This window comes from Agrobacterium sp. 16-172Ci, from assembly GCF_053522725.1.
This window is the reverse complement of sequence record NZ_JBNWBW010000017.1, coordinates 93438-118043: the sequence shown is the minus strand read 5'-3', so window position 1 is coordinate 118043 and position 24606 is coordinate 93438. Positions and strand designations below refer to the sequence as shown.

Here is a 24606-nt window from a genome sequence, read left to right as displayed (position 1 = left end):
ATTGGCGCAGGCTGACCAGAAGACCGTGCCAAGCCCACTCGCCTTCGCCCGGCTGGTACGCGCAAACCTCATGCACCGGCGACGCACCGATCGGCTTCTAAACCCGCCACCAGACAAACCCACAAACCAAAACCAGATGGCCTTCCAATGGCCACAAATTTAAACCGGACAGTAGTGGGCCTGTCCCGAGGATGACGTCGATTAGGGGTTCTGCTTTGTCATCATCCTCGACCGCGGCTTTGCCGCGGTTTTTTTTTAGCCGTCGCTTGAATCGATATTCAACCATATGGTTGACTTTCCGGGTCGACAGTCTATATTCAACAACATGGTTGAATTATCCGCTTCACATCTCGACGCTGTCTTTCATGCCCTCGGCGACGCCACGCGGCGCACGATGCTGCGCGATCTTTCCCTTGGTGAGCGAACGGTGAGCCAGTTGGCCCGGCCGTTCGACATATCGCTCGCCGCCGCCTCTAAACATATCAAGGCGCTGGAAAATGCGGGGCTTATCCGCCGGGAGGTGAGGGGGCGCATTCATGTCTGCCGCCTTGCACCGGAACCGTTGGCAGAGGCGCATGAATGGCTCGATTTCTACAGACAGTTCTGGGGCAGCCGCCTCGATATTCTTGAGCAGATGCTCAGGGAGGATGATCAGGGAAAAATCCCTGCAGATGGAGGAAATGACAATGGCTGATATTGCAATGCCTGACGCCTATGGCCGTCTTGTCGAACCGACGACCCTTAAGATCGAACGGCTGCTGCCGGGGCCGATCGAGCGGGTATGGGCCTATCTCACACAAAGCGAGCTTCGCCGTCGCTGGCTGGCTTCCGGCGAAATGCGGCTTGCGCCCGATGCGCCGTTCGAACTGGTCTGGCGCAACGATGAGCTTTCCGATCCGCCGGGCCGGCGCCCGGAAGGCTTTTCCGAAGAAGACCGTATGGCTTCCCGCATCATTACCGTGGTCCCACCGCACCGTCTCGTCTTCAGTTGGGGCGAAGGTGGCGAGGTGTCGATCGAGCTTCAGGCTCTTGGCAAGGATGTGCTGCTGACGCTGGTTCATCGCCGGCTGGCCGACAGGAGGACGAGGCTTGACGTCAGCGCTGGCTGGCATGTGCATCTCGACATTCTCGCCGCCCGTCTTCAGGAGAAGGAGCCGAAGCCGTTCTGGGATACATGGCTGGGACTGAAAGAAGAATATGAGCGGCGCATACCGTAACGGGGCGGTGCTTTTCTGGACACAACGGCGCGGTTTTCCGCGCCGTTTTTCAAGTGCCACCTGCCGCGGCGCTGGCACAATTGCTTTGCTCACATTCCGATTCAACTGCCTGTTAGAGAGATTCCGGACAGTGTCTTAAACCACTGTTATATCAAAGCATTTCCAGCGAGGTCTTGCGCGTTGGCGGCGGGAAGACGGCATCCAGCGCCGCCCAGTCTTCCTCGGTTATCTCAAGATCGGTCGCGCCGCGATTTTCCTCGACACGGGAAACGCTGGCGGATTTCGGGATGGCGATGACGCCGTCCCTCTCCAGAAGAAAGGCGAGCGCCAGTTGCGCCGGTGTCGCCTGATAGGCCTTGGCGATGCGGATGAGTTCGTGGTTCTTCAAGATGCGGCCCTGCTCGATGGGGGAATAGGCCATCAGCGGCACGCCGCGCTCCTGGCACCAGGGCAGCAGCGAAAACTCCGGCCCACGCCGGGACAGATTGTAGAGCACCTGATTGGCCGCGCAGTTCTTGCCGCCTGGAACCGCGAAAAGCTCCTCCATGTCGTCGGTGTCGAAATTGGAGACGCCCCAGTCGCCGATCTTGCCGTCGCTCTTCAGCCTTTCGAAAGCCGCCACGGTTTCTGCAAGCGGGTGCTCACCGCGCCAGTGCAGCAGATAGAGGTCGATATGGTCGGTGCCGAGCCTTGCAAGGCTGCGCTCGCAGGCCTCCGTCGTGCCTCTTTCGCTGGCGTTCCAGGGGTAGACCTTGCTGACCAGAAACACGTCCTGTCGACGGCCGGCGATGGCCGCGCCGACCACCTCTTCCGATCTGCCATCCGCATACATTTCCGCCGTGTCGATCAGCGTCATGCCGAGATCGATCGCCTTGCGGATGCTTTCGACCTCCTGCGGCGCGGATGATCTCGTCTCCCCCATGTTCCAGGTACCGAGGCCAAGGGCCGGAACCTCTTTTCCGGAGGGCAGGGTGACGGAAGGAATATCGTCATACATGGGTTCGCTCCAGCGGTTGATGATCGGACAATAGAACTTTGTTCCGACTTCTCAAAGCCGGCATGGAGAGGATCGATCCATCAAAAAAATTGACCTCGGCCATCGATGCGGCGGGGTGGCCTGATGTTGGTCCGACGGATAGGATTTCGGCTCAAGGAGAAATCATGACTGTCGAAACCCTTGTTGCGCTGGTGCTGTTTGCCTTCACCACATCCATCACGCCCGGCCCGAACAATATGATGCTTTTTGCCTCGGGCGTGAATTTCGGTTTCCGCCGCACCATCCCGCATATGCTGGGCATCGGGGCGGGCTTCCTGTCGCTGCTGATCGGGGTCGGCTTCGGTCTCGGCGCGTTGCTGCATGCGGTGCCCGTGCTTTACACCGGGCTGAAATTCGCAGGCGGGCTCTATCTCGTCTGGATTGCGTGGAAGATCGGCACCTCCCGCAGCCTGAGTGAGGGTTCGGCAACATCGGAGCCGATGAGTTTCCTTGCCGCGGCCGCTTTTCAGTGGGTCAATCCCAAGGCGTGGGTGATGGCGGTGACGGCGATGGCGACCTATACGGATGAGCGGCAATATTTCCTCACCGTGCTTCTCGTCGGCGTGGCCTTCGCCGCGGTCAATCTTCCCAGCGTTTCCACATGGGCCGGTTTCGGCTCGGCATTGCGTGAATGGCTGGCGGTGCCGGTCCGGCTCAAATGGTTCAATATCACCATGGCCGTGCTTCTCGTCATCAGCCTCTGGCCGATGCTGAAATAAAGGTCTTCAAGTCGGGAACTGCCGGTAACATTCCTCGGCGATTGCCTGCACCTCGTCGCGCGTCAGCTCGGCGGACACGGCGTAACCCAGTTCATTGTCGATCCAGTAGAAGGTCTCGATGCCGTCGGCGCTGGCCATGCGGAAGCTGGTGGTGCGGTTTTCCTCGTTGTGGCCGATCAGCACCGTCACCCGACGGCCTGTCTTGTCCTGATACATCAGCATCGCGCCCGGTTTACCGCTGACGGGGATAAGACGCCCGCCGACGAGGTCGTATCCGATCTTTGAGAGATCGGGGATGGTGAAGGGGTAACCGAGCCGCTTGCCGAGCCATGTGGCGAGATGCTGCTGTTCTCCCGCGCCGACTTCGACGGGATGGCGCACCTCGCTAGCATAGATGAGATAGGCGGATTTCGCCTGCGCCGGAATATCCGTGGTCAGCGACGCCAGGGTCACGTCCTGCGGCGTGGAAAAAGACGGCGGCAGAAGCCTGCCCGCCGCAGCACCCGCGACGAATATCAAAAGGGCGGCCGCTGTTTGCAGGAGAACCGGTTTTGCCCGCCATGCGCGGTCCCTCTTTTGCGGGGTGAGCATCGATGCGTCATGCGGATGCGCGGCGGCATAGGAGGCGAAGGCATTGCGCAGAATATCGGCCTGTTTTCTCCACTCCTCCACACGGGCCTGCTCTTCCGGCCTTTCCGCCAGCCAGGCCTCGACAGCCGCGCGGTCATCGTCGGAAAGAAGTCCGTCGACATAGGCGTGCAGATCGTCTTCGGTTATGGCCTCTAGCCGTTTCATCTTGGTCTCCGCAGGGGAATGATATTATCCGCCGCCAGATGCTGGCGAAGGGTTTCGCGGGCGCGGGACAGTCTGGACATGACGGTGCCGAGCGGGATCGCCAATGTCTCGGCCGCTTCCTGATAGCTGTAGCCTTCCACCGTCACCAGCATCAGCACGGCGCGCATGTCCGGCGAAAGAAGGGCGAGTGCGCCGTGCAGCCGGTCGTTCTCCAGCGTGTCGGAGAGCGTCTCCGCGCCGGCGATACTCTCATGGCCGTCCAGGCTCTCGGACGGGTGGCGTTTCTCGGCGCGGTGGCGGTTACGATAAAGATTCGTCATTATCGTGTAAGCCCATGATTTCAAACCCGTTCCGCGCCATTGCCTTTTATTGGCCAGCGCCTTTTCCACGCAGTCCTGCAAGAGGTCCTCGCCATCGGCATCTGAACGGGAAAGGCTGCGGGAATAACGGCGCAGCATGGGCATCAGCGCCAGCATCTCCGTTTCGAAGCTGCCGGCTGCGGGGGAATGGTTCCCCCGCTTTTCATCCGTCATGCCATCAGGGTTTTGCGGCATCCCATACACCGTTCATACCGTCGCCGGTGGCGTCGCCTTTTTTCGTGTCCTTGACCCAATAATAAAGCGGCATGCCATCCTTCGCCCATTGCATCTTGCCGTCCTTGCGCTTCACGAGGGAATAGGCGCCCTCGGCCTTGTCGCTGGCGGCTGCAAAAAACGGCGGCCAGTTCACCGCGCATTTGTCATAACAATTGGATACGCCCTTCTTGTCGTTCTTGAAAGTGTAGAGCGTCATGCCTTTTTCGCCCGCCAGCACATCGCCCTTAGCGGTCTTGACGGTTTCGACCATAGGGGCGGCATAGGCCGTTCCGGCAAAAGCCAGAACGAGGGCGGGAACGATAAAGCGGATCTTCATGGACATATCCTCCTTGGTTCGGGCGGCCTCTGCCGCCAGCACATCAAGAGACACCGCAACCCGACGGATTATTCCCTGCGGCAACGAATTTTTGCGATTTTTAAACTTATCCATTGAGCTAACAATTTCGATGTGATAGTTAGCCTTATGGAAAACTATTCAGGCGCGCTCGACGATATCTTCCAGTCTCTTGCCGATCCGACCCGCCGGGCGGTGATCCTGCGGCTGGGCGGCGGGGAGGCGAGCATCGGAACGCTGGCCGAGCCCTTCGACATGGCCCTGCCATCCTTCATGAAACATATCCGCCAGCTGGAAGAGGCGGGGCTGATCGTGACGCGCAAGCAGGGGCGTGTCAGGTTCTGCTCGCTGGAGAAACAAAGGTTCTCCATGCTCGATGGCTGGTTGTCGCAACAACGCGCCATCTGGGAAGGTCGCACCGACAGGCTCGAACAATTCGTCATGGCGCAACAGGACAGGATGTCCAGCAAAGGGGAGAATGACCAATGACCGAGACTTTCAATCCCGATCTCGACCTGAAGATTTCTCGCATTATCAGGGCGCCGCGCCGGCTCGTCTGGAATGCCTGGACGGACAAGGCCAGCCTCGAACAATGGTGGGTGCCGCATCCCGGCCAATGCCGGGTCGACCGCATGGAGCTTCATCCCGGCGGCGCCTTCGAAACGCGCTATAGCGAGGACGGCACGGCTTTCGGTCCGCATGTCAAAGGATGTTTTCTGGCGGTGGATCATGAGCAGCGTCTGGTTTTCACCGATGCGCTGACGGCGGGTTTTCGCCCCTCCGCCCAGCCGTTCCTCACCGCCGTGATGACATTTCGCGATCACCCCGACGGCATGGAATATGTGGCCTATGCCATGCACAACAACCCAGAGGATCGCGACAGGCACGCGGAGATGGGCTTCTTCGACGGATGGAATACGGTTGCGGAGCAGCTGGCGCAGCTTGTCGAGCGACAGGCGGTCAATTGAGCCGCTTCAGCCGAACAGGGGAATATCCGGCTTGTTGAGCATGAGCCAGATGATGCCGAGAACTGCGAAAAAGGCGGGAAAACCGCAGGCGAACCAGATGCGGTAAAGCCGGAACCATTGCGCGGGCAGGGCCTGTCCGGTGGCGGCGCAGTCGCGGGCGATATCGCGCAGCCTGATCTGTATCCACACCACCGGCAGCCAGAAAATGCCGGTGAAGACATAAAGGGCGAGCGAAAGCGCGATCCAGCCTTCGGTCAGCGGCCAGCCGATGATGCGCGCGAGAAGATATCCGGTGACAGGCTGGATTATCGCGGCGGTGGCGGTAAATACCGTGTCGGCGATGACGACAGTGCCTGCGACATGAGCGATCAGCGCCGGGCTGGCCGTCCGCCGTGCCATCACCATGAAAAAGGCAATGCCGGCGCCAGTGCCGAACAGCACCGTCGCGCCGATGACATGGGCAAGCCGCAGCAGTTCCTCAAGCGTCATCAGCGTTCATCCAGGGTGGCGAGGGCAACGAGCGTCAGGGCGATGGAAGGCAGAACCTTGACCAGAGGACCGAGTGGATCGAGCCAAAGGGTCGGTTCGAGCAGGCTGCCGCCGGCCAGATAAGCGGCGCTGACCAGCAGCATGGCGACAAGCGCCTTTCTGGCGAGCGGCCGCAGCAGGACGGCGATGCCGAGGCCTATATCGATGAGGCAGGTGGCGAGCGTGAGAATGACAGCCGGCGTTTGCGGCATAAAGGGCAGGAAATGCGCCGCTGCTCCGGGGATATTCAGCAGCGGTATGAGGCCGGACAGCAGCCAGAATAAAGACAGGCAGAGAACGATCAGGGGTTTCAGCAGATATAATCTGGCAAACCACAGGTCCTGCACACCGGAAGGGTGGGCGGCCAGCGTCTGTTCCAGGGTCTTGAGTGACGCCATCGCCGGTCCAGCTTCACTCTCCGTTACGATGCCTTCCGACATGACCGTCATGGCGGTCGAACGCAGCGGCGACCGCCAGCCGAGTTTGCCTGCGGCATCCGCCACAAGGCCGACGGGGCGCATGAAGGCGGCGGGAAGATTTATGATCGGAGCACGGGGCAGGCCCAGCCATTGCCGGTGTCTGGCGACCACGTCCTGCAATGTCAGCGTTTCCTTCGCGGCTAGTTCTAGATCGCTGTCCGGCGGGATTTCGCCGTCGATCGCCGCGCATACCACGGTTGCCACATCCTCCACCGCGACCGTCCGGACGGCGATTCGTCCATTGACGAGCGGCACCACGAAGGGAAAGCCTGCAAGCGCACGCACGAGTGCCGTGCCGCCGTGCGCGTTTCGCCCAACCACCAGCGCGGGGCGCAGAATGACGTGAGGCAGACCGCTTGCGGCGAGTGCCTCATCGGCGCGGCGTTTGGTGGCGAGGAAGGGCAGGCCGGATGCGGCCCCCGCCGTGCGGGCCGATATCTGGATTATCCGTCTGCCGCCCGCCTGCGCCGCTGCTTCATAGAGCGCCAGCATCGCTTTCTCCTGCGTCGCGGCAAGGTCATCCGACAGGCCGTCTTGCAGCGCGCCCGCACAATTGACAATGGCGTCATTGTCATGGACGAGCGATGACCAGTCTGTCGCGTGCGTCATCCTGGAAAGATCGGCTGAGACCCAGTTGGCGAAAGGCCATTTGTCGCGGGCGCGGGTGACAGAACGCGCCAGCCCCGTCACGGTATGCCCGCGGAGGTGCAGGCTTTTGAGAACCTCCGAACCGATGAAACCTGTTGCGCCGAGAATCAATATCTTCATACGAGGGATGATAGCGACCACGGCTTAAAAACCAGCCGTGTTTTATTGCCGCATTCTCACACGACGATTCATCTTTCGTTCTTTTTCTGTTGCGCACCACGCTCGAATCCTGCGATGAGGGCGCATGTTATTTTCACCGCAACAGGACGAAGCGCTGAAGGCTGTTTCCCGCTGGCTGAAGGAAGGCCGGACGCCGGTTTTCCGGCTGTTCGGTTATGCCGGAACGGGCAAGACGACGCTTGCCAAGCATTTCGCGGAAAATGTCGATGGGGAGGTGCTGTTTGCGGCCTTCACCGGCAAGGCGGCGCAGGTGCTGCGCTCGCGCGGGGCGACCAATGCCCGCACCATCCATTCGCTGATCTATCGCCCGCGCGGCGAAGAAACGGTGGAAGACGAGGAAACCGGCAAAACGTCGATTGCGCCGATGTTCTCCATTAACCGCCAGAGCCCGCTCGCCAAGGCGGCGCTCATTATCATCGATGAATGTTCGATGGTGGATGAGCAGCTCGGCAGGGACCTGATGAGCTTCGGCACGCCGATCCTCGTGCTTGGCGATCCCGGCCAGTTGCCGCCGGTTTCGGGCGGCGGCTTCTTTACCGAGCAGGAGCCGGATTATCTGCTGTCGGAAATCCATCGGCAGGCCAAGGACAATCCCATCATCCATCTCGCCATGGATGTGCGGGAGGGCCGGGAGATCATGCGCGGCGATTACGGGACCGCGCAGGTGATTTCCAAATCCGAGGTGACGCAGTCGCTGGTTCTCGATGCCGATCAGATGCTGGTCGGCACCAACCGCACCCGCCGCCGTTACAATCAGCGGCTTCGCGAGCTGAAGGGTTTTACCGCCGATTACCCGCAATCCGGCGACAAGCTGGTTTGCCTCCGGAATGACCCGGCCAAGGGGCTGCTCAACGGCTCGCTCTGGCAGGTGATGAGTTCATCGCGCGAGACGGTGAAGCCCGGCATCAACCTGATGATCCGGCCCGAAGACGACGATATGGATCGTGGTGCTGCCAAGATCAAATTGCTGAAGGCGGCTTTCGAGGATGTGGAGACGGAAATTCCGTGGTCCACGCGCAAGCGTTATGACGAATTCGATTTCGGATATGCGCTGACCGTGCACAAGGCGCAGGGTTCGCAGTGGAACAACGTGGTTCTCTTCGACGAGAGCTATGCTTTCCGGGACTCGCGCGAGAGGTGGCTTTACACCGCCATTACCCGTGCGGCGGAGACGCTGACAATCGTTCGTTGATCGTGACTATGCACGGATGACGCCGAGCAGAACCGCCTTGGCGACCGCCTGAAAGCGGTTGCTGGCACTGAACTTGCCGATGATCTTCGCCTCGAGGACATTGAGATCGCTGCCTGAAAGACCAAGGGCGCGGGCGAGCCTCACCGGCGCGTAACCCTCCGCCATCAGTTCCAGACATTTTCGTTCTGTGTCGGTGAGGGCGATGTCCTTTGCGGGGGGCCGTTCCGCGCCATCCGTGCCGTCCGCATTCGTGTCGGCGACCAGCAGTTCCTCGATCTGCTGGGCCTGGCGCTGAAGGGTGGAAAGCTCGGCTGTCAATTCCCGCTTCCGCTGCCGCAGCGCGGCGTGGAATATATCGTCCGCCTCGCTCTGCGAGAGCGAACGGACGAATTTTTCCATGATCTCGGTAATGGCGGCGACGGAAATGCCCACTTCGCGGCAGACGTTGATGACGGCCATGCGCTGGACGTTGCGGTGGGTATAGACCCGCATCTGGCCGATGCGCTTCGAGGTCAGCAGCGCCTTTTCTTCGTAAAAATGCAGCGTCCGGTGGGTCACCCCGAAGATATTGGCCATGTCGGCGATGGGCACGGGTTCCGCGGGCAGGGAGGAGGGCAGGCTTATATCGGGTAGAAAGCTGCTGATCCTTAGATTGGGTTTGTCCTCGTCGCCGTGACTTTCGAACGGCATACGGCCATCCTGCATTGTCTCCCCCTTCGCGCTCTTTGACAGTGTGCCTGCCTTTTTAAAGGTGTCCGTTGCTTGTTCCCCCAAGACGGACATATTTTCCGATCAAGACCTCATACCAAACGCTACATCAGAACCGTAACGTGTATTGCCTGTTTTCGTTCCCGCAATAATAAAAAATTCGCCGGCCTTCTTGCGATTGGCCTCAACCTGCGTGAAACAGGATGTCAATTCCGAACCGGAGCCCCGATGCCATGCCCGCAAAACTTTCTGTCAATCTGAACGCAATTGCCATGTTACGCAACCGCCGCGATCTTCCATGGCCGGATGTCGCGCATTTCGGGCATATTGCACTGGCGGCGGGGGCAAGCGGGCTGACTGTACACCCGCGGCCGGATCAGCGCCATATCCGCTTTTCGGACCTGCCCGTCCTGCGCGCGCTGATCGACGACAGTTTTCCCGGCGCGGAATTCAACATCGAAGGTTATCCGACCGAGGATTTCCTCGTTCTTTGCGAAAAGACCCAACCGGAGCAGGTGACGCTGGTACCTGACGATCCGTCGCAGGCGACGTCCGACCATGGCTGGGATTTCCGCAAACACGGCGTTTTCCTGAAAGACGTGGTGGGACGCCTGACGGCTGGCGGCATGCGAGTCTCGCTTTTTGCCGATGGCGATGGGGAGCGCGAGCCGGTGGAACTGGCGGCGGAAACGGGGGCGGCGCGTATCGAACTTTACACCGGCCCCTATGGCGGCTGTTTTGACGATCCGCAAAAGGGCGACGCGCTTCTCGAAAAGCTCGGGCGGACGGCGGATCATGCCAGAGCGCTTGGACTTGCCGTCAATGCCGGCCATGACCTCACCGTCGCAAACCTGCCCAAGCTGATGAAACGTATCCCTTATCTGGCCGAGGTTTCCATCGGCCACGGGCTGACGGCGGATGCGCTGGAATATGGCATGGCTGAAACAGTCAGGCGTTTTTGTCACGCCTGCGGTCAGGCTATTTCATAACCAAAGTCAATTTTTTCGCCTATGCTTTGGCTGCGCATGCTCCGTGCGCGAGCTTTTGAAGGCAGAAGACATATGCAAGAACATCATGTTGTCGTCGTGGGTGGAGGCTTCGGTGGTTTGCAACTGGTACATGGGCTGGAGGGGGCCCCTGTCCGCATCACACTGATCGATCGTCGCAATCACCACCTGTTCCAGCCATTGCTTTATCAGGTTGCGACGACGGCTCTGGCGACATCCGAAATCGCCTGGCCGATCCGACATCTCTACCGCGACCGCAAGGAGGTCACGACCCTGCTTGCGGAGGTGAATGGCATAGACCGGGCGGCGCGGACGGTGCATTTAAGTTCGGGTCAGGTGATCGGTTTCGATACGCTGGTGCTGGCAACCGGCGCCCGCCACGCCTATTTCGGCCGCGACGAGTGGGAACGTTCCGCCCCCGGTCTCAAGACGCTTGAAGATGCAACGACAATCCGTCGCCGCCTGCTTCTGGCTTTCGAGCGCGCCGAACTCGCCACCAGTGAAGAAGAACGGCGGGCGCTGCTGACCTTCGTCATCATCGGCGCAGGCCCGACGGGCGTGGAAATGGCAGGCATGATCGCCGAGCTGGCCCATAAGGCGCTGCCGGCGGAATTCCGCAATGTGGATACCAGAAAAACCCGGGTGCTGCTCGTCGAGGCCGGCCCTCGCGTTCTGCCGGTCTTCACGGAGGATCTTTCGGCCTATGCGAAGGAAGCGCTCGAAAAACTTGGCGTCGAAGTTCTGCTCGGCACGCCGGTGACGGCGTGCAGCGATGAGGGCGTGACGGTGGGCGAGACCTATTACCCCTGCCGCACCGTGGTCTGGGCTGCCGGCGTGCAGGCGTCGCCCGCCGCGAAATGGCTCAACGCCGCCGCCGACCGGGCAGGACGGGCCATCGTCGGACCTCATCTCAATCTGGAAGACGATCCGAATATCTTCGTCATCGGCGATACGGCCGCCGTCAATCAGGAAAACGGCAAGCCGGTGCCGGGCATCGCACCCGCGGCAAAGCAGCAGGGCGCCTATGTCGCGAAGGTCATCAAGGCGCGGCTGGCCGGCCAGCCGTCACCATCGCCGTTCCGCTACAGCCATCAAGGCAATCTGGCGACCATCGGCAAACGCGCGGCGGTGATCGATTTCGGCAGGTTCAAGCTCAAGGGCGTGCTGGCGTGGTGGATATGGGGGCTTGCCCATATCTACTTCCTGATCGGAACGCGTTCGCGGCTGGCCGTGGCGTGGAGCTGGCTTTGGATTTACCTGAGCGGCCAGCACAGCGCGCGGCTGATTACCCAGAAAGAGACGCTGAAGGACGAGGCGTGAGGCAAGCGACAAAGAAACGGCGGAAAGCATGGCTTCCCGCCGTTCCCTGTTTCGCCGTTTCCGGACGCATCAAGCGTCGAGCGACGCCATGTCGATGACGAAGCGGTAACGTACGTCGCTCTTCAGCACGCGCTCATAAGCCTCGTTGACGTCCTTGATGTCGATCTTTTCGATTTCGGACACGATGTCGTGCTTGCCGCAGAAATCCAGCATCTCCTGGGTTTCCTTGATAGAGCCGATCATAGAGCCAGCCAGAGAACGGCGGCCGGGGATGACCGAGAAGGCGTGCACGGGGATCGCATGTTCAGGCACACCGAGAAGCACCATGGTGCCGTTGACCTTCAGCAGGCCGAGATAGGCATTCCAGTCGATTTCCGCCGAAACGGTGCAGAGGATCAGGTCGAAGGTGCCGGCGAGCTTTTCGAAGGTCGAGGCATCGCTGGTGGCATAATATTCCTTCGCGCCAAGCTTAAGGCCGTCTTCCTTCTTGGAGAGTGTCTGCGAAAGCACGGTGATATCCGCGCCCATGGCTGAACCGATCTTCACGCCCATATGGCCAAGACCGCCCATGCCGACGATAGCCACCTTCTTGCCCGGGCCGGCATTCCAGTGCTGAAGCGGCGAATAAAGCGTGATACCAGCGCAGAGCAGGGGAGCGGAGGCGTCGAGCGGCAGGTTTTCCGGAATGGAGAGGACGTAATCTTCCCGCACGACGATATGGTCGGAATATCCGCCCTGCGTGGCGGTCTTGCCGTCGCGTTCGACGGAGTTATAGGTCTGCACGAGACCCGGCATGTACTGTTCATTGTCGAGATCGCGGGTGGCGCAGCCGACGCAGGAATCGACGAAGCAGCCGACGCCGACATGGTCTCCGACCTTGAACTTCGTGACCTTGGAGCCGACGGCTTTCACGACGCCGGCGATTTCATGGCCGGGAACGATCGGGTAGACGGCGTTCTTCCATTCGTTGCGGACGGTATGAATGTCGGAATGGCAGATGCCGGCATATTTGATATCGATGACGACGTCGTCATCGTTCGGCTCGCGGCGTTCGAAGGTGAACGGGGTAAGCGGCTTCGACGCATCTGTCGCAGCGTAACCTCTAGCAATAGCCATCTGAATATCCTTTCGGGAGTTGGGGACGACGGAATATGCGATGGAAGCGCGGGACGGCGTTAGAGCGATCCTCCGAGCTTTTTGCACGATCCTGCAAAAATATGGTGGCGCACTCTTTGCGCGGGCCGCGCGGCCTTCTAGATAAAAGGCATCCGACGCATCTCTTCCTTCAGTTAAGGGATTTCCCCTATGTCCTTGCCGTTCAATGTCTATCAGGAGATCGCCTCTATTGCCGCGCGGCATGCTACCCAGGACGGCGAGGTGCAGACGGCAATCGGCTCCCTCGGCATCAGCCGGCGCACGACGCCGAGCGCCCCATGCCACGGCAGCTATCGCCCCTGTCTCGCGATGGTTATCCAGGGCGCGAAATGCGTGCAACTGGGGACGGACACCATCAATTATGGGGCGGGGGATTATCTCCTGACGTCACTTGATCTGCCGGTTGCATGGCGGGTGGTGGAGGCGAGCAGGGAGGTGCCGCATTTCTGCATTTCGCTTGCTATCGACAGCGAAAAGCTGCTCGATCTCATGCGGCGTGTACCTATCGATCCGCCTGCGGAGCCGGCGAATGCGCAGCGCGGCATCGTCGTCAATACCGCCACGCCGGAACTTCTTGATGCGGCTATCCGCCTGTTGCGCCTGCTCGACCGTCCGGCAGACATTGCCGCCATGGCGCCCCTGATCGAGCAGGAAATCCTCTATCGCATTCTGACAGGACCGGCGGGCGGGCAGCTTATGAACATCATCGCGGCCGGCAGCCATGGCAACCGCATCGCCCGCGCCATCGCCTGGCTGCGCGAGAATTTCGCACGCCAGCTGCGTATCGAGGATCTGGCCGATCATATCGGCATGAGCGTCTCGTCCTTCCACCATCATTTCAAGACGATCACGGCCATGACGCCGGTTCAGTACCAGAAACAACTGCGGCTGCATGAGGCGCGGCGGCTGATGCTGCTGGAGCGGCTGGATGCGGGCACCGCCGGCCATCGCGTCGGTTATCAGAGCCCGTCGCAGTTCAGCCGTGAATATAGCCGTTTCTACGGGTTATCGCCGTCGCGGGATATCGATGCATCGCGGGAGATCAGTGCGGCTGGGTAGATTGGTTCTTTGGGAAGGTTTTCCATTGCCTACGGAGCGCGGCGTTACCCCCCTCTGCCCTGCCGGGCATCTCCCCCTCAAGGGGGGAGATCGATCTGCGGCAAGGTCTCGCCCATCTCGAAGCTTAAGAATGAAGCGACAAAAGGGACACTTGCCGATCTCCCCCCTTGAGGGGGAGATGTCCGGCAGGACAGAGGGGGGTAAGGCTCCACGCACCTTCGGTCCGCTACCAACGCAAAACCTCCTAGAGGTTCACCTCAAGCTTGCCGTGATACTCCGCCGCACCGCGTCAATTCTCATCCTCCCCTGAAGAATCCGCTTGACCCCAACGCAGCCTCCGCTTAAATGGCGCTCGAACCGTACCGTACGGTACATTAATCGAGCCCCTGGAGTGGAAAAGACTTGGCTTCCGACCCGATCACAGCGCAGGAGTTTTCGCCGCGCCAGAACGCCGTTCTGGACCAGGCATTGCGTCTATTGGTCGAGGGCGGCGAGAAAGCGCTGACCACATCGGGGCTGGCGCGTGCCGCCAACTGTTCCAAGGAAAGCCTGTACAAGTGGTTCGGCGACCGGGACGGCCTGCTGGCGGCGATGATCACCTTTCAGCAGAGCAAGGTCCGCACCTTCGAAAAGGCAGGTGACCGCGTCTCCGCACCGCAGCTTGCCGATCACCTCGAGGTTTTCGCGCATGATCTGCTGGATGTGCTGGCGGGCGATGTGTCGCTGGCGCTCAACCGTCTGGCGATAGGGCAGGCGAGCCGCGACGGCTCGAAGCTCGGCGATCTGCTGCTGGAACGCGGCCGTCGCCAGATCGACCGCCGCGCCCGTGGGCTGATCGAGGCGGGTCGCCGTTCCGGCTATCTGCGTTTCGATGATGCCGAGGAGGCATATCGCAGTTTTTACGGCCTCATCGTTTCGGATCTGCATGTGCGCATGCTGCTGGGCGAGGCGCCGGACAAGGATTTTTCCGCCCGGGCGAAGAAGGCGGTCGTCGCCTTTCTGACCCTCTACGGCACGGAAAAGGTACATTCGGAACTCAGCGGCAAACCCGCCTGACATTCCGGTTCAGACAACTGAGAGACAAGCATTAGGGAAGGACCATAAAATGCGCGTTTATTATGATCGTGATGCCGATCTCAATCTCATCAAGTCCAAGAATGTCGTCATCGTCGGTTACGGCTCCCAGGGCCGCGCCCATGCGCTGAACCTCAAGGATTCCGGCGCCAAGAACGTCGTCATCGCCCTGAAGGCCGGTTCGCCGACCGTCAAGAAGGCCGAAGCCGACGGCTTCAAGGTCATGACCGTTGCCGAAGCCGCCAAGTGGGGCGACCTCCTGATGATGGCGACGCCGGACGAACTCCAGGCCGACATCTACAAGGCCGACATCGCCGGCAACATCCGTGATGGCGCAGCAATCGCTTTCGCACACGGCCTCAACGTTCACTTCGGCCTCATCGAGCCGAAGGCATCGCTCGACGTCGTCATGATCGCGCCGAAGGGCCCCGGCCACACGGTTCGCGGCGAATACCAGAAGGGCGGCGGCGTTCCCTGCCTCGTTGCCGTTCACCAGAACGCTTCGGGCAATGCGCTTGAACTCGCTCTTTCCTACGCCTGCGGCGTTGGCGGCGGCCGTTCGGGCATCATCGAAACCAACTTCAAGGAAGAGTGCGAAACCGACCTCTTCGGCGAACAGGTCGTTCTGTGCGGCGGTCTCGTTGAACTGATCCGCGCCGGTTTCGAAACGCTGGTCGAAGCCGGTTACGCACCGGAAATGGCCTATTTCGAGTGCCTGCACGAAGTGAAGCTGATCGTCGACCTGATCTATGAAGGCGGCATCGCCAACATGAACTACTCGATCTCCAACACGGCCGAGTGGGGCGAATACGTCACCGGCCCTCGCATCATCACCGCCGACACCAAGGCTGAAATGAAGCGCGTTCTGCACGACATCCAGACTGGCAAGTTCACCTCCGAGTGGATGCAGGAATGGAAGGCCGGCGGCGCACGCTTCAAGGGCATTCGTCGCAACAACGACGCCCACCAGATCGAAGAAGTCGGCGCCAAGCTGCGCGGCATGATGCCCTGGATCGGCAAGAACAAGCTGGTCGACAAGGCCGTCAACTAAGCTTTATTGTTTGGTGGAAGATATGAAGGCCGGGGCGAAAGCTCCGGCCTTTTTTGCGTGGTCCGTGCTCACACGATGGTATCGTCTTCCTCGATAACCACCGAAACAGGGAAGTGATCGGAGAACCCACCGAGATTGACGTTTTTGACCGCATCGCCCTTCGACAGGCCGAAGCGGATGGGCCCCTCATTCTTGCTGTGGCTGACCATGGCGGCAATGGCTTCGATTTTTGCCGTCTCTTCGCGCGCCTTGAAGCCGCTGCTACCGGTCAGAAGCGATCTGGAAACGAGGATCTGATCGAAGATATTGGCATCGCCGTTGAAATAGAGCGTGCCATAGATGGTTCTTGCCGTGCCGACGGAATCGACCGCCGGCTGGCGCAGGTAATTCCAGGTGAGATTGTAGAACATGGCCGATTGCGAGTTTTCGACATCGTCCCGCTCGCGGGTGGAATTGGCGTGGTAGCGCAGCGAGGCATCGGAAGGATCGTCATTGAAGTCGCCGAAGGCGATGACAGCGATGTCGTTTCCTTTTTCTTCCCTGATGCGCTGATGCCAATAGCCTAGCGTCTCACCGGCGGTCATGCGAAAACCGGCGCTTTCCACCGCGCCGCCAGAGCGCGACGGCCAGTGATTGGAGAGCGCGATAAGCTGGCGGCCGCCCTTGGTGATGAAGGTGCATTGGGTAATGTCGCGCGTGCCGGTGCGGCGCATCACGAAATGGCTGAAAATCTCGTTCTCGTTGATCAGCAGCTTTTTGCTGTCATAGATGAAGGCGGTATCGATGCCGCGCTGATCCTTGCTGGAATCGGCATGCACGACCCGGTAGGAGCGCGCGGGCATGAGGTCGTTCAGATGTTCCGCCAGCGTCTCCAGAACGAAACGGTTCTCGACTTCGCAGACACCGAGCAGATCCGGTCCCGCGCCGCCGATCTGGCTTATGATCAGACCGAGCTGTTTGACCTTGGTTTTGAACAGGTTCTCGGTCCAGCCTTTCAGGTCGTTCTTCAGCCGCTCGGCAATCCACGGCTCGCGCGCCGGATAACCCTCCGGCGCAAACAGGTTTTCGACATTCCAGAACGCCAGGACATATTGGGTCATGATCCGCACACCTCCGGTTGGTTTTTCAAGCCTAGTGGAAGTTTTTGCCATAACAACTTGAAATTGTCATGAAGGTGGGCGGCCGGCGCAATTTTCCCGTTTTTGGCCTTACTTCGCCGGCGGGATGACACCCTTCGTCAGAAGGAAGCAGCCATAAAACCGGGTTTCGCCCGTGGTGATGACGCAATAGGCTTTTTTTGCCTGTTCGTAGAAGGCGAAGCGCTCGATGCCATACATGGGAGCGGATTTTCCCTCCGCCGCGTCGATTTCCTTCTGCACTTCCACCTGTACCGGCTCCAGCTGATCCGGCGCGCCCATCACCTCCATGCGGCCGACGGAAGGCTGCAGCGGCGTGTCGAGCGGCAGGACGGACAGGATCGCCTTCATGGCGCGGGCTGCGGAGACGTTGTCGATATGCAGCACCTTGCCGACGGTCGTGTGGCGGGCAACCGAATCGGAGGGGAAGTTGGTGTCGGAGATCACCAGCGTATCGCCGTGACCCATGGCGCGCAGCGCGTGCAGGACATCGGCATTCAGCGCCGGGTCGATATTTTTCAGCATGTCGTCAAACTCCCATGATGCTTTCGCCGTGTTGCGGCGCGCGCGCAATCCAGCCGGAAAACCATGCCGCGTCAATCGCAAAGGTGTGATTGTGAAGCTTTGCGCAAGGGTGTATTTGGCTTTGTCCGCAAAATCAGGCCTTAAGGCAGGTCGGTTGCGGGCAAGGTGCAGGGAGGCAGAAATAATTCGAAAAACTGATAAGTCAGTATTGCTGACGTATCGACATTTCTGTAAAGATGCACGCATAAAAACGACACAAGAGGAAACGTACCCATGCTCAATTGGGAACAAATTTTCGCCACGCGCTCTTCGCGCATGAAAGCGTCTGAAATCCGTGAGTTGCTGAAGCTGCTCGAGCAGCCCGATATCATCTCCTTTGCCGGCGGTATTCCGGACCCGGCTCTTTTCCCCGCAGAGGAGTTCCAGCAGGCTTATGCGGAAATTTTTTCGGGTTCGCAGGTAAACTCGGCGCTGCAATATTCGGTGAGCGAAGGTTACAAGCCGCTGCGCGAATGGCTGGCGGGCGAAATGGCCGAAATCGGCATCGACTGCACCGCCGATAACGTCTTTATCGTTTCCGGTTCGCAGCAGGGTCTCGATTATCTCGGCAAGTTGTTCCTGTCGCCGAAGGATACGGCGCTGGTCACCTGGCCGACCTATCTCGGCGCGCTTTCCGCCTTCAACGCCTATGAGCCGAACTACGACCAGCTGAACCCCGGCGGCAACCGCACGCCCGAGGCTTACCGCGAAACCGCCGCCAAGCTCGGCGGCGCGGTGAAGTTCGCTTATCTCTCGGCCGATTTCTCCAACCCGACTGGTGAAACCGTCGATCTGGCCGGCCGCGAAAAGGTTCTGGCGCTGGCCGATGAGCTGGATATCGCCGTCATCGAAGACGCCGCTTACCAGTCGCTGCGTTACGATGGCGAGGCTGTTCCGCCGATCATGGCGCTCGACATCGCCCGCTCGGGCGGCATCGAGAACACCCGCACCATCTATTGCGGCAGCTTTTCGAAGACGCTCGCACCGGGCCTTCGCGTCGGTTACATCGTCGCTTCCGCGCCGGTCATCCGCAAGCTGGTGCTGATGAAGCAGGCCGCCGATCTGCATTCCTCCACCATCAACCAGATCGCCATCGAACGTGTCGCCTCGCGCGGTTTCGACAAACAGGTTGCCAAGATCAAGGCAGCCTATAGCGCCCGCCGCGATGCGATGCTGGCCGCGCTCGACAAATATATGCCGAAGGGCACGCGCTGGACGAAGCCGGAAGGTGGCATGTTCATCTGGGTGACGTTGCCGGAAGGCATGGACGGTGCGGCGTTGCTGGCGAAATCCATCGCCACGGAAAAGGTCGCTTTCGTTCCCGGCCGCGCTTTCTTCGCGGATGGCTCCGGCACGAATACGCTGCGCATCAGCTTCTCCTGCGCCAATGAGGCGATGATCGAGGAAGGCATGAAGCGGCTTGGCCGGTTGATCGCGACGGCGCAGGCGGAAACGGGTGAGGCGCTGCCGGCGATTTGAGGGCGGCGGTTCTCGGCAGCGACGGAGGTTGTGGCTTCACCCCCCTCTGTCCTGCCGGACATCTCCCCCTCAAGGGGGGAGATCGACTCGCGGCTAAGGTATCGCCTATCGCAACAGTTGAAAATGAAGTGCTGTCAGCGCCTCTTGCCGATCTCCCCCCGTGAGGGGGAGATGCCCGGCAGGGCAGAGGGGGGTGAGCCGCAAGCGCCAAGGGGCACTGTTCCCCTCAATCCCGCTGACCCCAACAGATCACACCCCAAAAATCCTGCCTGTCACATACATGTTATGCAATCATGTTTTAGCGGTCCCACCAAACAACAGGGACTGGACCCATGAAAACGCTGTTCTCCGCTTTCACCGCCATCGTGTCGCTCGGCTTTATCGCCACCGCTGCCAATGCTGCCGATCTGGTGCTTTACACCAGCCAGCCCAACGAGGACGCGCAGGCGACCGTTGATGGTTTCAAGGCCGCCAATCCCGGTCTCGAGGTGGAATGGGTGCGTGACGGAACGCCGAAGATCATGGCCAAGCTGATGGCCGAGATCAATGCCGGCAATCCGGTTGCCGACGTGCTGCTGATCGCCGACACCGTGACGCTGGAGCGCATGAAGCAGGCTGGCCAGCTTCTCGCCCACAAGTCGCCGGAAGCGAAAAATATCGATGCCTCGCTCTATGATGCGGACGGCTTCTATTACTCCACCAAGCTCATCACGACAGGCATCATGTACAACACTACCGCCGCGATGAAGCCGACGAGCTGGAAGGATCTGGCCAAGGCGGAAGCCAAGGGTCTGGTGACCATGCCAAGCCCGCTGACGTCCGGTGCAGCGTTGATCCATGCGCAGACGCTTGCCGCCGCAAACGGCCTCGGCTGGGATTATTACAAGCAGCTGAAGGCCAATGAAGCCATTGCCGGCGGCGGCAACGGTGCGGTTCTGAAGTCTGTCGCGTCGGGCGAAAAGGCCTATGGCGTGGTCGTCGATTACATGCCGATCCGCGAAAAGGCCAAGGGCGCGCCGGTCGAGTTCGTTTTCCCGGAAGAGGGTGTTTCGGCCGTCACCGAGCCGGTCGCGATCATCAAGGGCACCAAGCACGAGGAAGCCGCCAAGAAGTTCGTCGATTACGTGCTGTCCGAAAAGGGCCAGCAGGGCTTCGTCAAGCTCGGTTACATCCCGGTTCGTGCTGATGCCGGCATGCCGGAAGGTTTCCCGGCTCGCGACAAGATCAAGGTTCTGCCGCTCAACGCTGCCGATGCGCTGAAGAATTCCGAGCAGGACCTGAAGACTTTCTCCGATATTTTCGGCTCCAAGGGCTGATATAGCGGAATGACCCGTTCCAATGCCTATGGAAGCAGCCAGCCGCGCTGGCTGTTTCCTTTTGTGGTCAGCGTTGTTTTTGCGCTCAGCGCCCTGCCGCTCGGGCGGCTCGCCTATACCGGCGTCATCTCGTCACTTAACGGTGACATATGGCGACTTCTCGCCGATCCGGCCCTTTGGGATGCGGCGCTGAACACGCTCTCCACCTCGTTTTTCGGCATGCTGATTTCGCTCGGCATCGGCGGTGCCTTCGCGCTTTCGCTGACGCTTTGCGATATTCGCGGCAAGTCGATCCTAAGCTTCCTGTTCATGCTGCCGATGATGATACCGCCGCAGGTGACGGCGCTGTCGTGGATCGGCATGACCGGTCCCTCGAGCACGCTGTTGAAGGCTATCGGCCTTGCGCCGCCAATGGGATCGCCGCAGCCGCTTTATTCCATTGCGGGCATCGCGCTGCTGCTCGGTGTGCAGCACGCGCCGCTCGTCTATCTGTCGCTGCGGGCCGGTCTGCTCGCCTTGCCGCAGGACGGCATCGAGGCCGCCAAGCTGTCCGGCGCGTCGCCGCGACGGGTGCTGTTCGATATCATCCTGCCGCTGTCGACACCGGGATTGATCGCCGGGGCGGCAATTTCCTTCGTCTCCAGTGTCGGCAATTTCGGCATTCCGGCGATCCTCGGCATCCCCGCCTCGATCTTTACCCTGCCGACGCTGATCTACAGCCGTTTTGCCAGTTTCGGCACCAGCACATTCGGCGATATTGCCATCCTCTCCACCATGATCGCAATCATCTCCGTCGCCGGGCTTGCGCTTCAGGAACGGGCGATGAAGGGCAGGGACTATCGCATCATCGGTCTTTCCGGCAAGGCGGCGACATTCCGGCTTGGGCTGTGGCGGGTGCCGGCGGAGCTTGCCCTGTGGCTCGTGCTGTTCTTCATGCTGGTGGCGCCGCTGACGGCACTGGTGGCAAGCTCGCTTGCGCCTGCCTATGGCGTGCCGCTCAGCCTCAAGACAGCGACGCTGCATGCCTATGAGGAATTGCTTTACCGCCAGAGCGTGACGCGTACCGCCTTCCGCAACTCGTTGTTTCTGGCGACCGCCACCTCGCTTTGCTTGCTGGCGGTGACGGTGCTGACGGCCTATTTTCTGGTGCGCGGCAAGAGCCGTTTCATGTTCCTGCTTTCGGCGCTGGTGGATATTCCCTATGCGTTGCCGGGGGTGGTGATTTCCGTCTCCTTCGTGCTGCTTTTCGCGGCCCCCATCCCGCTTGTCGGCATCACGCTTTACGGCACGATCTGGATCATTCTGCTCGCCTATTTCTCCTCCTTCTTCGCCGTCAGCCTGAAACCCATGGTCAGCGCCTTCCTGCAATTCGATCCGTCGCTGGAAGAGGCAGCAAGGCTCTCCGGCGCCGGTTTCTGGCGGCGGCTGAAGGATATCATCCTGCCGCTGGTCGGGCCTGCGGCGGGGGCATCGGTCATCCTCGTTTTCCTGATCGCCTGCAACGAGCTGACAGTCTCGGCGCTGCTGTGGTCGGCCGGCACCCAGACGCTCGGCGTGCTCATCTACAACCTCGATGACAGCGGCAGCTTCGATCTTGCCTCGGCACTTTCGGTGCTTGTCGTCATCATGGTGATTTTCCTCATGGCTCTGCTGGAAATTCTGGGGCGCTATCTGCCGAAAGGAGTGGTCCCTTGGCGAAACTGATCCTCAACCGCCTGTCGAAAAGTTTCGGTGCCGGTTCGAAACCAGCCGTGGACGATGTGTCGCTGACGGTGCGTGACGGCGGTTTTCTCGCGCTGCTCGGGCCTTCCGGCTGCGGCAAGACGACGGTGCTTCGCATGATCGCCGGTTTCGAACAGCCGACCGACGGTTCCATCCTGCTCGGCGAGCGGGTGCTGGCCGATGCCGGCAGCATGGTGCCGCCGGAGCGGCGCAACATGGCGATGGTGTTCCAGTCCTATGCCTTGTGGCCGCATATGTCGGTTGCCGACAATGCCGGTTATCCCTTGAAGGTGCGCGGTATTTCCGGCGAGAAATATCGTGAGAAGGTGCGCCAGGCGCTTGCTGCCGTCCGTCTCGAGAGCTTCGCCGATCGCCGCCCCGCCGAATTGTCCGGTGGCCAGCGGCAGCGTGTGGCGCTTGCCCGCTGCCTCGTTACCGAGCCTGACGTGGTGCTGCTCGACGAGCCGCTCGCCAATCTCGACCGGCATCTGCGGCAGGAGATGGAGGAGACATTCCGCGAGTTCCACATCCGCTCCGGCGCGACGATGATCTATGTCACCCACGATCAGGCGGAAGCCATGGCGCTGGCAACCGATGTTGCCGTGATGTCGCAGGGCAAGCTGTTGCAGGTCGCGCCACCGGCGGCGCTTTATGCGCGGCCCGAAGGCAGGCTGGTCGGCTCGCTCGTGGGGCAGGGGGCGATCGTGACCTTGCCGGCGCCCGAAGGGACTTCGCGCGATCTCGACTGGTCGGTGCTTAGGGCAGTGATGGAGAGCGGCGGGCAATCGCCGCACGCGGATATTCTTGTGCGGCCACAGGATGTGGTGCGGGATGCAGAGGGCATCGCCTGCACCGTCACCTCGGTTCTCTACGAGGGCGAGCGTTATGCCCTGCGTCTCGACCTGCCGGACGGGCAGGCGCTGAGGGCCTATTCGCGGGAAGCGGTTGCAGTCGGGGACCGTCTGCCAATGGCCATTCGCGCGGCGTGGCGGCTTTAGGGTGAGAAGTGTACTTCCCTCATCTCTGTGCTTGTCACAGGGGTCCAGCCGACGCGCGTCTGCGCGGTGAAAAGAGTCCTTTCAGCCCAATGACTTGGGCTGACTGGATTCCTGTGACAAGCACAGGAATGAGGGCGGGTGAAGGACGTGGCCCTGGCTACTGGCGAGGCGGAGCGACACCGGCTAAGCTTTCCCTGTAGCAATAGGATTGATTCATGTCGCTTCGGCTTGCCACCTTCAATATCGAAAATCTCCTCACCCGTTTCGATTTCACCGGCTTTCGCAACCAGACGCGGCGCGACAGGGCGATCCAGCTTTTCGATATTCGCGACGAGGCGACCTATCAGGCGCTGGAAAGCGCGCGGATGGTCTCTTCAACCGACGACACGCGCCAGCTTTCGGCACTCGCCATCGCCGATGCGGATGCCGATATTCTCTGCCTGCAGGAAGTGGACAACATGGCCGCGCTGCAGGCCTTCGAATATGGCTATCTCTATCGCATGGTCGGCAATGGCTACCTGCAGAAATATCTGGTCGAGGGCAATGACAGCCGAGGCATCGATGTCGCCGTCGTCATGCGCGAGGAGACGCGGGACGGCGACAGGATCGAGGTGGTCGACATCAAGAGCCATGCGGCGCTGACCTATCGCAATCTCGATCTCTTCAATCCCGCGCTTGCCGCCACAAACCAGATCGACGACAAGATTTTCAAACGGGATTGCCTGGAAATCGATCTGAGAATCGGCGGCAAGCCGCTGACGCTTTACGTCACGCATTTCAAATCCATGACCAATGCCCGCGATGCGGTTGACGCCCGCATCGCCACCATGCCGATCCGCGAGGCGGAGGCCATGGCCGTGCGCCGTATCATTGAAAACCGCTGGGGTGTGGGCAATACCCACAACAAGAATTTCGCGATCTGCGGCGATCTGAACGATTATCAGGAGCGTGTCGCGATTTCCGGCGACAGGCGCAGCGGTTACAGCTTCGCGCCCGTCGAGGAGGAGCGCAGCGCGCTCGATATCCTCTCGGCCGATGGTTTCGTGGTCAATCCGATGATGCGCCGTGACGTCATGGATCGCTGGACGCTTTACCATTCACGCGGGCCGCAGGAGCAGCATCTGTGCCAGCTCGACTATATCTGGCTGTCCCCGCGTCTGGCGGAGACGAACGCCACGCATGTTCCCGAAATCATTCGCAATGGGCAACCTTTCCGGACGATATTCCCGCCGGGGCAGGAGGTCGAACGTTATCCCCGCACCGGCTGGGATCGCCCCAAGGCTTCCGATCATTGCCCCGTGGTCATGACACTGGATTTGATCTAG

Annotated in this window: 26 protein-coding genes and 1 pseudogene; 17 read left to right on the top strand and 10 right to left on the bottom strand. The window is 60.4% G+C overall.

Annotation, left to right across the window (positions count from 1 at the left end; all coding sequences use genetic code 11):
* From ACQZ40_RS16285 to ACQZ40_RS16275, 3 genes and pseudogenes are all read left to right on the top strand, one after another.
* Positions 1–163 (top strand): annotated as a pseudogene (locus ACQZ40_RS16285) (IS4 family transposase); the annotation flags it as partial.
* Between the two features lie 162 nt (positions 164–325).
* Positions 326–694 (top strand): ArsR/SmtB family transcription factor, encoded by a 369-nt coding sequence (locus tag ACQZ40_RS16280; protein ID WP_174039469.1) that lies wholly within the window; start codon positions 326–328, stop codon positions 692–694.
* The gene (locus ACQZ40_RS16275; RefSeq protein WP_065655847.1) at positions 687–1217 is read left to right on the top strand and encodes an SRPBCC family protein; all 531 of its coding nucleotides are present in this window, start codon (positions 687–689) and stop codon (positions 1215–1217) included. The genes ACQZ40_RS16280 and ACQZ40_RS16275 overlap by 8 nt, the downstream gene beginning before the upstream one ends.
* 151 nt (positions 1218–1368) lie before the next feature.
* On the opposite strand, the gene ACQZ40_RS16270 is transcribed toward ACQZ40_RS16275, so the two are convergent.
* Entirely contained in the window at positions 1369–2214 is an 846-nt protein-coding gene (locus tag ACQZ40_RS16270; protein WP_078051877.1) for an aldo/keto reductase, read from the bottom strand.
* Between the two features lie 164 nt (positions 2215–2378).
* Here ACQZ40_RS16270 and ACQZ40_RS16265 point away from each other — a divergent pair, with 164 nt between their 5' ends.
* Entirely contained in the window at positions 2379–2972 is a 594-nt protein-coding gene (locus ACQZ40_RS16265; protein ID WP_078051878.1) for a LysE family translocator, read from the top strand.
* A gap of 6 nt (positions 2973–2978) precedes the next feature.
* Here ACQZ40_RS16265 and ACQZ40_RS16260 read toward each other — a convergent pair whose 3' ends face one another.
* Genes ACQZ40_RS16260 through ACQZ40_RS16250 form a run of 3 tightly spaced genes read right to left on the bottom strand, consistent with a single transcriptional unit; the run spans position 2979 to position 4685 of the window.
* A complete protein-coding gene (locus tag ACQZ40_RS16260; protein WP_065655850.1) occupies positions 2979–3767 on the bottom strand; it encodes an anti-sigma factor family protein in 789 nt (262 codons plus the stop codon).
* Complete coding sequence (locus tag ACQZ40_RS16255) at positions 3764–4321, bottom strand: RNA polymerase sigma factor (protein WP_065655851.1); 558 nt, start codon at positions 4319–4321, stop codon at positions 3764–3766. The genes ACQZ40_RS16260 and ACQZ40_RS16255 overlap by 4 nt, the downstream gene beginning before the upstream one ends.
* Positions 4305–4685, bottom strand: coding sequence for a COG4315 family predicted lipoprotein (locus ACQZ40_RS16250; RefSeq protein ID WP_078051963.1), 381 nt, complete (start codon positions 4683–4685; stop codon positions 4305–4307). The genes ACQZ40_RS16255 and ACQZ40_RS16250 overlap by 17 nt, the downstream gene beginning before the upstream one ends.
* A gap of 141 nt (positions 4686–4826) precedes the next feature.
* Between ACQZ40_RS16250 and ACQZ40_RS16245 the strand changes: the two genes are divergently transcribed.
* Both ACQZ40_RS16245 and ACQZ40_RS16240 read left to right on the top strand, forming a co-directional pair.
* Complete coding sequence (locus ACQZ40_RS16245; protein ID WP_220317177.1) at positions 4827–5186, top strand: ArsR/SmtB family transcription factor; 360 nt, start codon at positions 4827–4829, stop codon at positions 5184–5186.
* Positions 5183–5665 (top strand): SRPBCC family protein, encoded by a 483-nt coding sequence (locus ACQZ40_RS16240; RefSeq protein ID WP_078051882.1) that lies wholly within the window; start codon positions 5183–5185, stop codon positions 5663–5665. The genes ACQZ40_RS16245 and ACQZ40_RS16240 overlap by 4 nt, the downstream gene beginning before the upstream one ends.
* Before the next feature lie 6 nt (positions 5666–5671).
* On the opposite strand, the gene ACQZ40_RS16235 is transcribed toward ACQZ40_RS16240, so the two are convergent.
* Both ACQZ40_RS16235 and ACQZ40_RS16230 read right to left on the bottom strand, forming a co-directional pair.
* Positions 5672–6154 carry a DUF2269 family protein gene (locus ACQZ40_RS16235; RefSeq protein WP_448748286.1) on the bottom strand — a complete coding sequence of 161 codons (483 nt, stop codon included), beginning with the start codon at positions 6152–6154 and terminating at the stop codon, positions 5672–5674.
* Positions 6154–7440, bottom strand: coding sequence for an SDR family oxidoreductase (locus ACQZ40_RS16230; protein ID WP_448748285.1), 1287 nt, complete (start codon positions 7438–7440; stop codon positions 6154–6156). The genes ACQZ40_RS16235 and ACQZ40_RS16230 overlap by 1 nt, the downstream gene beginning before the upstream one ends.
* A 124-nt stretch (positions 7441–7564) precedes the next feature.
* Between ACQZ40_RS16230 and ACQZ40_RS16225 the strand changes: the two genes are divergently transcribed.
* On the top strand, positions 7565–8692 hold the full coding sequence (locus tag ACQZ40_RS16225) for an ATP-dependent DNA helicase (protein ID WP_448748284.1): 1128 nt from the start codon (positions 7565–7567) through the stop codon (positions 8690–8692).
* A gap of 6 nt (positions 8693–8698) precedes the next feature.
* Here the strand turns inward: ACQZ40_RS16225 and ACQZ40_RS16220 are convergent, their stop codons facing one another.
* A complete protein-coding gene (locus ACQZ40_RS16220; RefSeq protein ID WP_448748283.1) occupies positions 8699–9397 on the bottom strand; it encodes a MerR family transcriptional regulator in 699 nt (232 codons plus the stop codon).
* 236 nt (positions 9398–9633) lie between these two features.
* Between ACQZ40_RS16220 and ACQZ40_RS16215 the strand changes: the two genes are divergently transcribed.
* Together ACQZ40_RS16215 and ACQZ40_RS16210 are read left to right on the top strand one after the other, a co-directional pair.
* Positions 9634–10389, top strand: coding sequence for a pyridoxine 5'-phosphate synthase (locus ACQZ40_RS16215; protein WP_174044613.1), 756 nt, complete (start codon positions 9634–9636; stop codon positions 10387–10389).
* Between the two features lie 72 nt (positions 10390–10461).
* On the top strand, positions 10462–11727 hold the full coding sequence (locus ACQZ40_RS16210; protein WP_078051883.1) for an NAD(P)/FAD-dependent oxidoreductase: 1266 nt from the start codon (positions 10462–10464) through the stop codon (positions 11725–11727).
* Positions 11728–11796: 69 nt separating this feature from the next.
* On the opposite strand, the gene ACQZ40_RS16205 is transcribed toward ACQZ40_RS16210, so the two are convergent.
* Complete coding sequence (locus tag ACQZ40_RS16205; RefSeq protein WP_065655856.1) at positions 11797–12843, bottom strand: NAD(P)-dependent alcohol dehydrogenase; 1047 nt, start codon at positions 12841–12843, stop codon at positions 11797–11799.
* A gap of 189 nt (positions 12844–13032) precedes the next feature.
* Between ACQZ40_RS16205 and ACQZ40_RS16200 the strand changes: the two genes are divergently transcribed.
* From ACQZ40_RS16200 to ilvC, 3 genes are all read left to right on the top strand, one after another.
* On the top strand, positions 13033–13941 hold the full coding sequence (locus ACQZ40_RS16200) for an AraC family transcriptional regulator (RefSeq protein WP_174044611.1): 909 nt from the start codon (positions 13033–13035) through the stop codon (positions 13939–13941).
* Between the two features lie 402 nt (positions 13942–14343).
* Positions 14344–14997, top strand: coding sequence for a TetR/AcrR family transcriptional regulator (locus ACQZ40_RS16195; protein WP_003507581.1), 654 nt, complete (start codon positions 14344–14346; stop codon positions 14995–14997).
* 49 nt (positions 14998–15046) lie between these two features.
* A complete protein-coding gene (gene ilvC / locus ACQZ40_RS16190) occupies positions 15047–16066 on the top strand; it encodes a ketol-acid reductoisomerase (protein WP_046798127.1) in 1020 nt (339 codons plus the stop codon).
* Positions 16067–16134: 68 nt separating this feature from the next.
* Here ilvC and ACQZ40_RS16185 read toward each other — a convergent pair whose 3' ends face one another.
* Together ACQZ40_RS16185 and ACQZ40_RS16180 are read right to left on the bottom strand one after the other, a co-directional pair.
* Positions 16135–17166 carry an endonuclease/exonuclease/phosphatase family protein gene (locus ACQZ40_RS16185; protein ID WP_448748282.1) on the bottom strand — a complete coding sequence of 344 codons (1032 nt, stop codon included), beginning with the start codon at positions 17164–17166 and terminating at the stop codon, positions 16135–16137.
* Between the two features lie 108 nt (positions 17167–17274).
* Positions 17275–17727 (bottom strand): RbsD/FucU family protein, encoded by a 453-nt coding sequence (locus ACQZ40_RS16180; protein ID WP_003522400.1) that lies wholly within the window; start codon positions 17725–17727, stop codon positions 17275–17277.
* Between the two features lie 273 nt (positions 17728–18000).
* Here ACQZ40_RS16180 and ACQZ40_RS16175 point away from each other — a divergent pair, with 273 nt between their 5' ends.
* From ACQZ40_RS16175 to ACQZ40_RS16155, 5 genes are all read left to right on the top strand, one after another.
* Positions 18001–19245, top strand: a complete 1245-nt coding sequence (locus ACQZ40_RS16175; protein ID WP_003522401.1) for an aminotransferase-like domain-containing protein — start codon at positions 18001–18003, stop codon at positions 19243–19245.
* 332 nt (positions 19246–19577) lie between these two features.
* A complete protein-coding gene (locus ACQZ40_RS16170; RefSeq protein WP_448748281.1) occupies positions 19578–20561 on the top strand; it encodes an ABC transporter substrate-binding protein in 984 nt (327 codons plus the stop codon).
* 9 nt (positions 20562–20570) lie between these two features.
* Positions 20571–22265 carry an ABC transporter permease gene (locus ACQZ40_RS16165; protein WP_271046246.1) on the top strand — a complete coding sequence of 565 codons (1695 nt, stop codon included), beginning with the start codon at positions 20571–20573 and terminating at the stop codon, positions 22263–22265.
* Positions 22253–23281, top strand: a complete 1029-nt coding sequence (locus ACQZ40_RS16160; RefSeq protein ID WP_448748280.1) for an ABC transporter ATP-binding protein — start codon at positions 22253–22255, stop codon at positions 23279–23281. The genes ACQZ40_RS16165 and ACQZ40_RS16160 overlap by 13 nt, the downstream gene beginning before the upstream one ends.
* A 215-nt stretch (positions 23282–23496) precedes the next feature.
* Positions 23497–24606: an endonuclease/exonuclease/phosphatase family protein gene (locus ACQZ40_RS16155; RefSeq protein WP_065655862.1), complete on the top strand. Its 1110-nt coding sequence runs from the start codon at positions 23497–23499 to the stop codon at positions 24604–24606.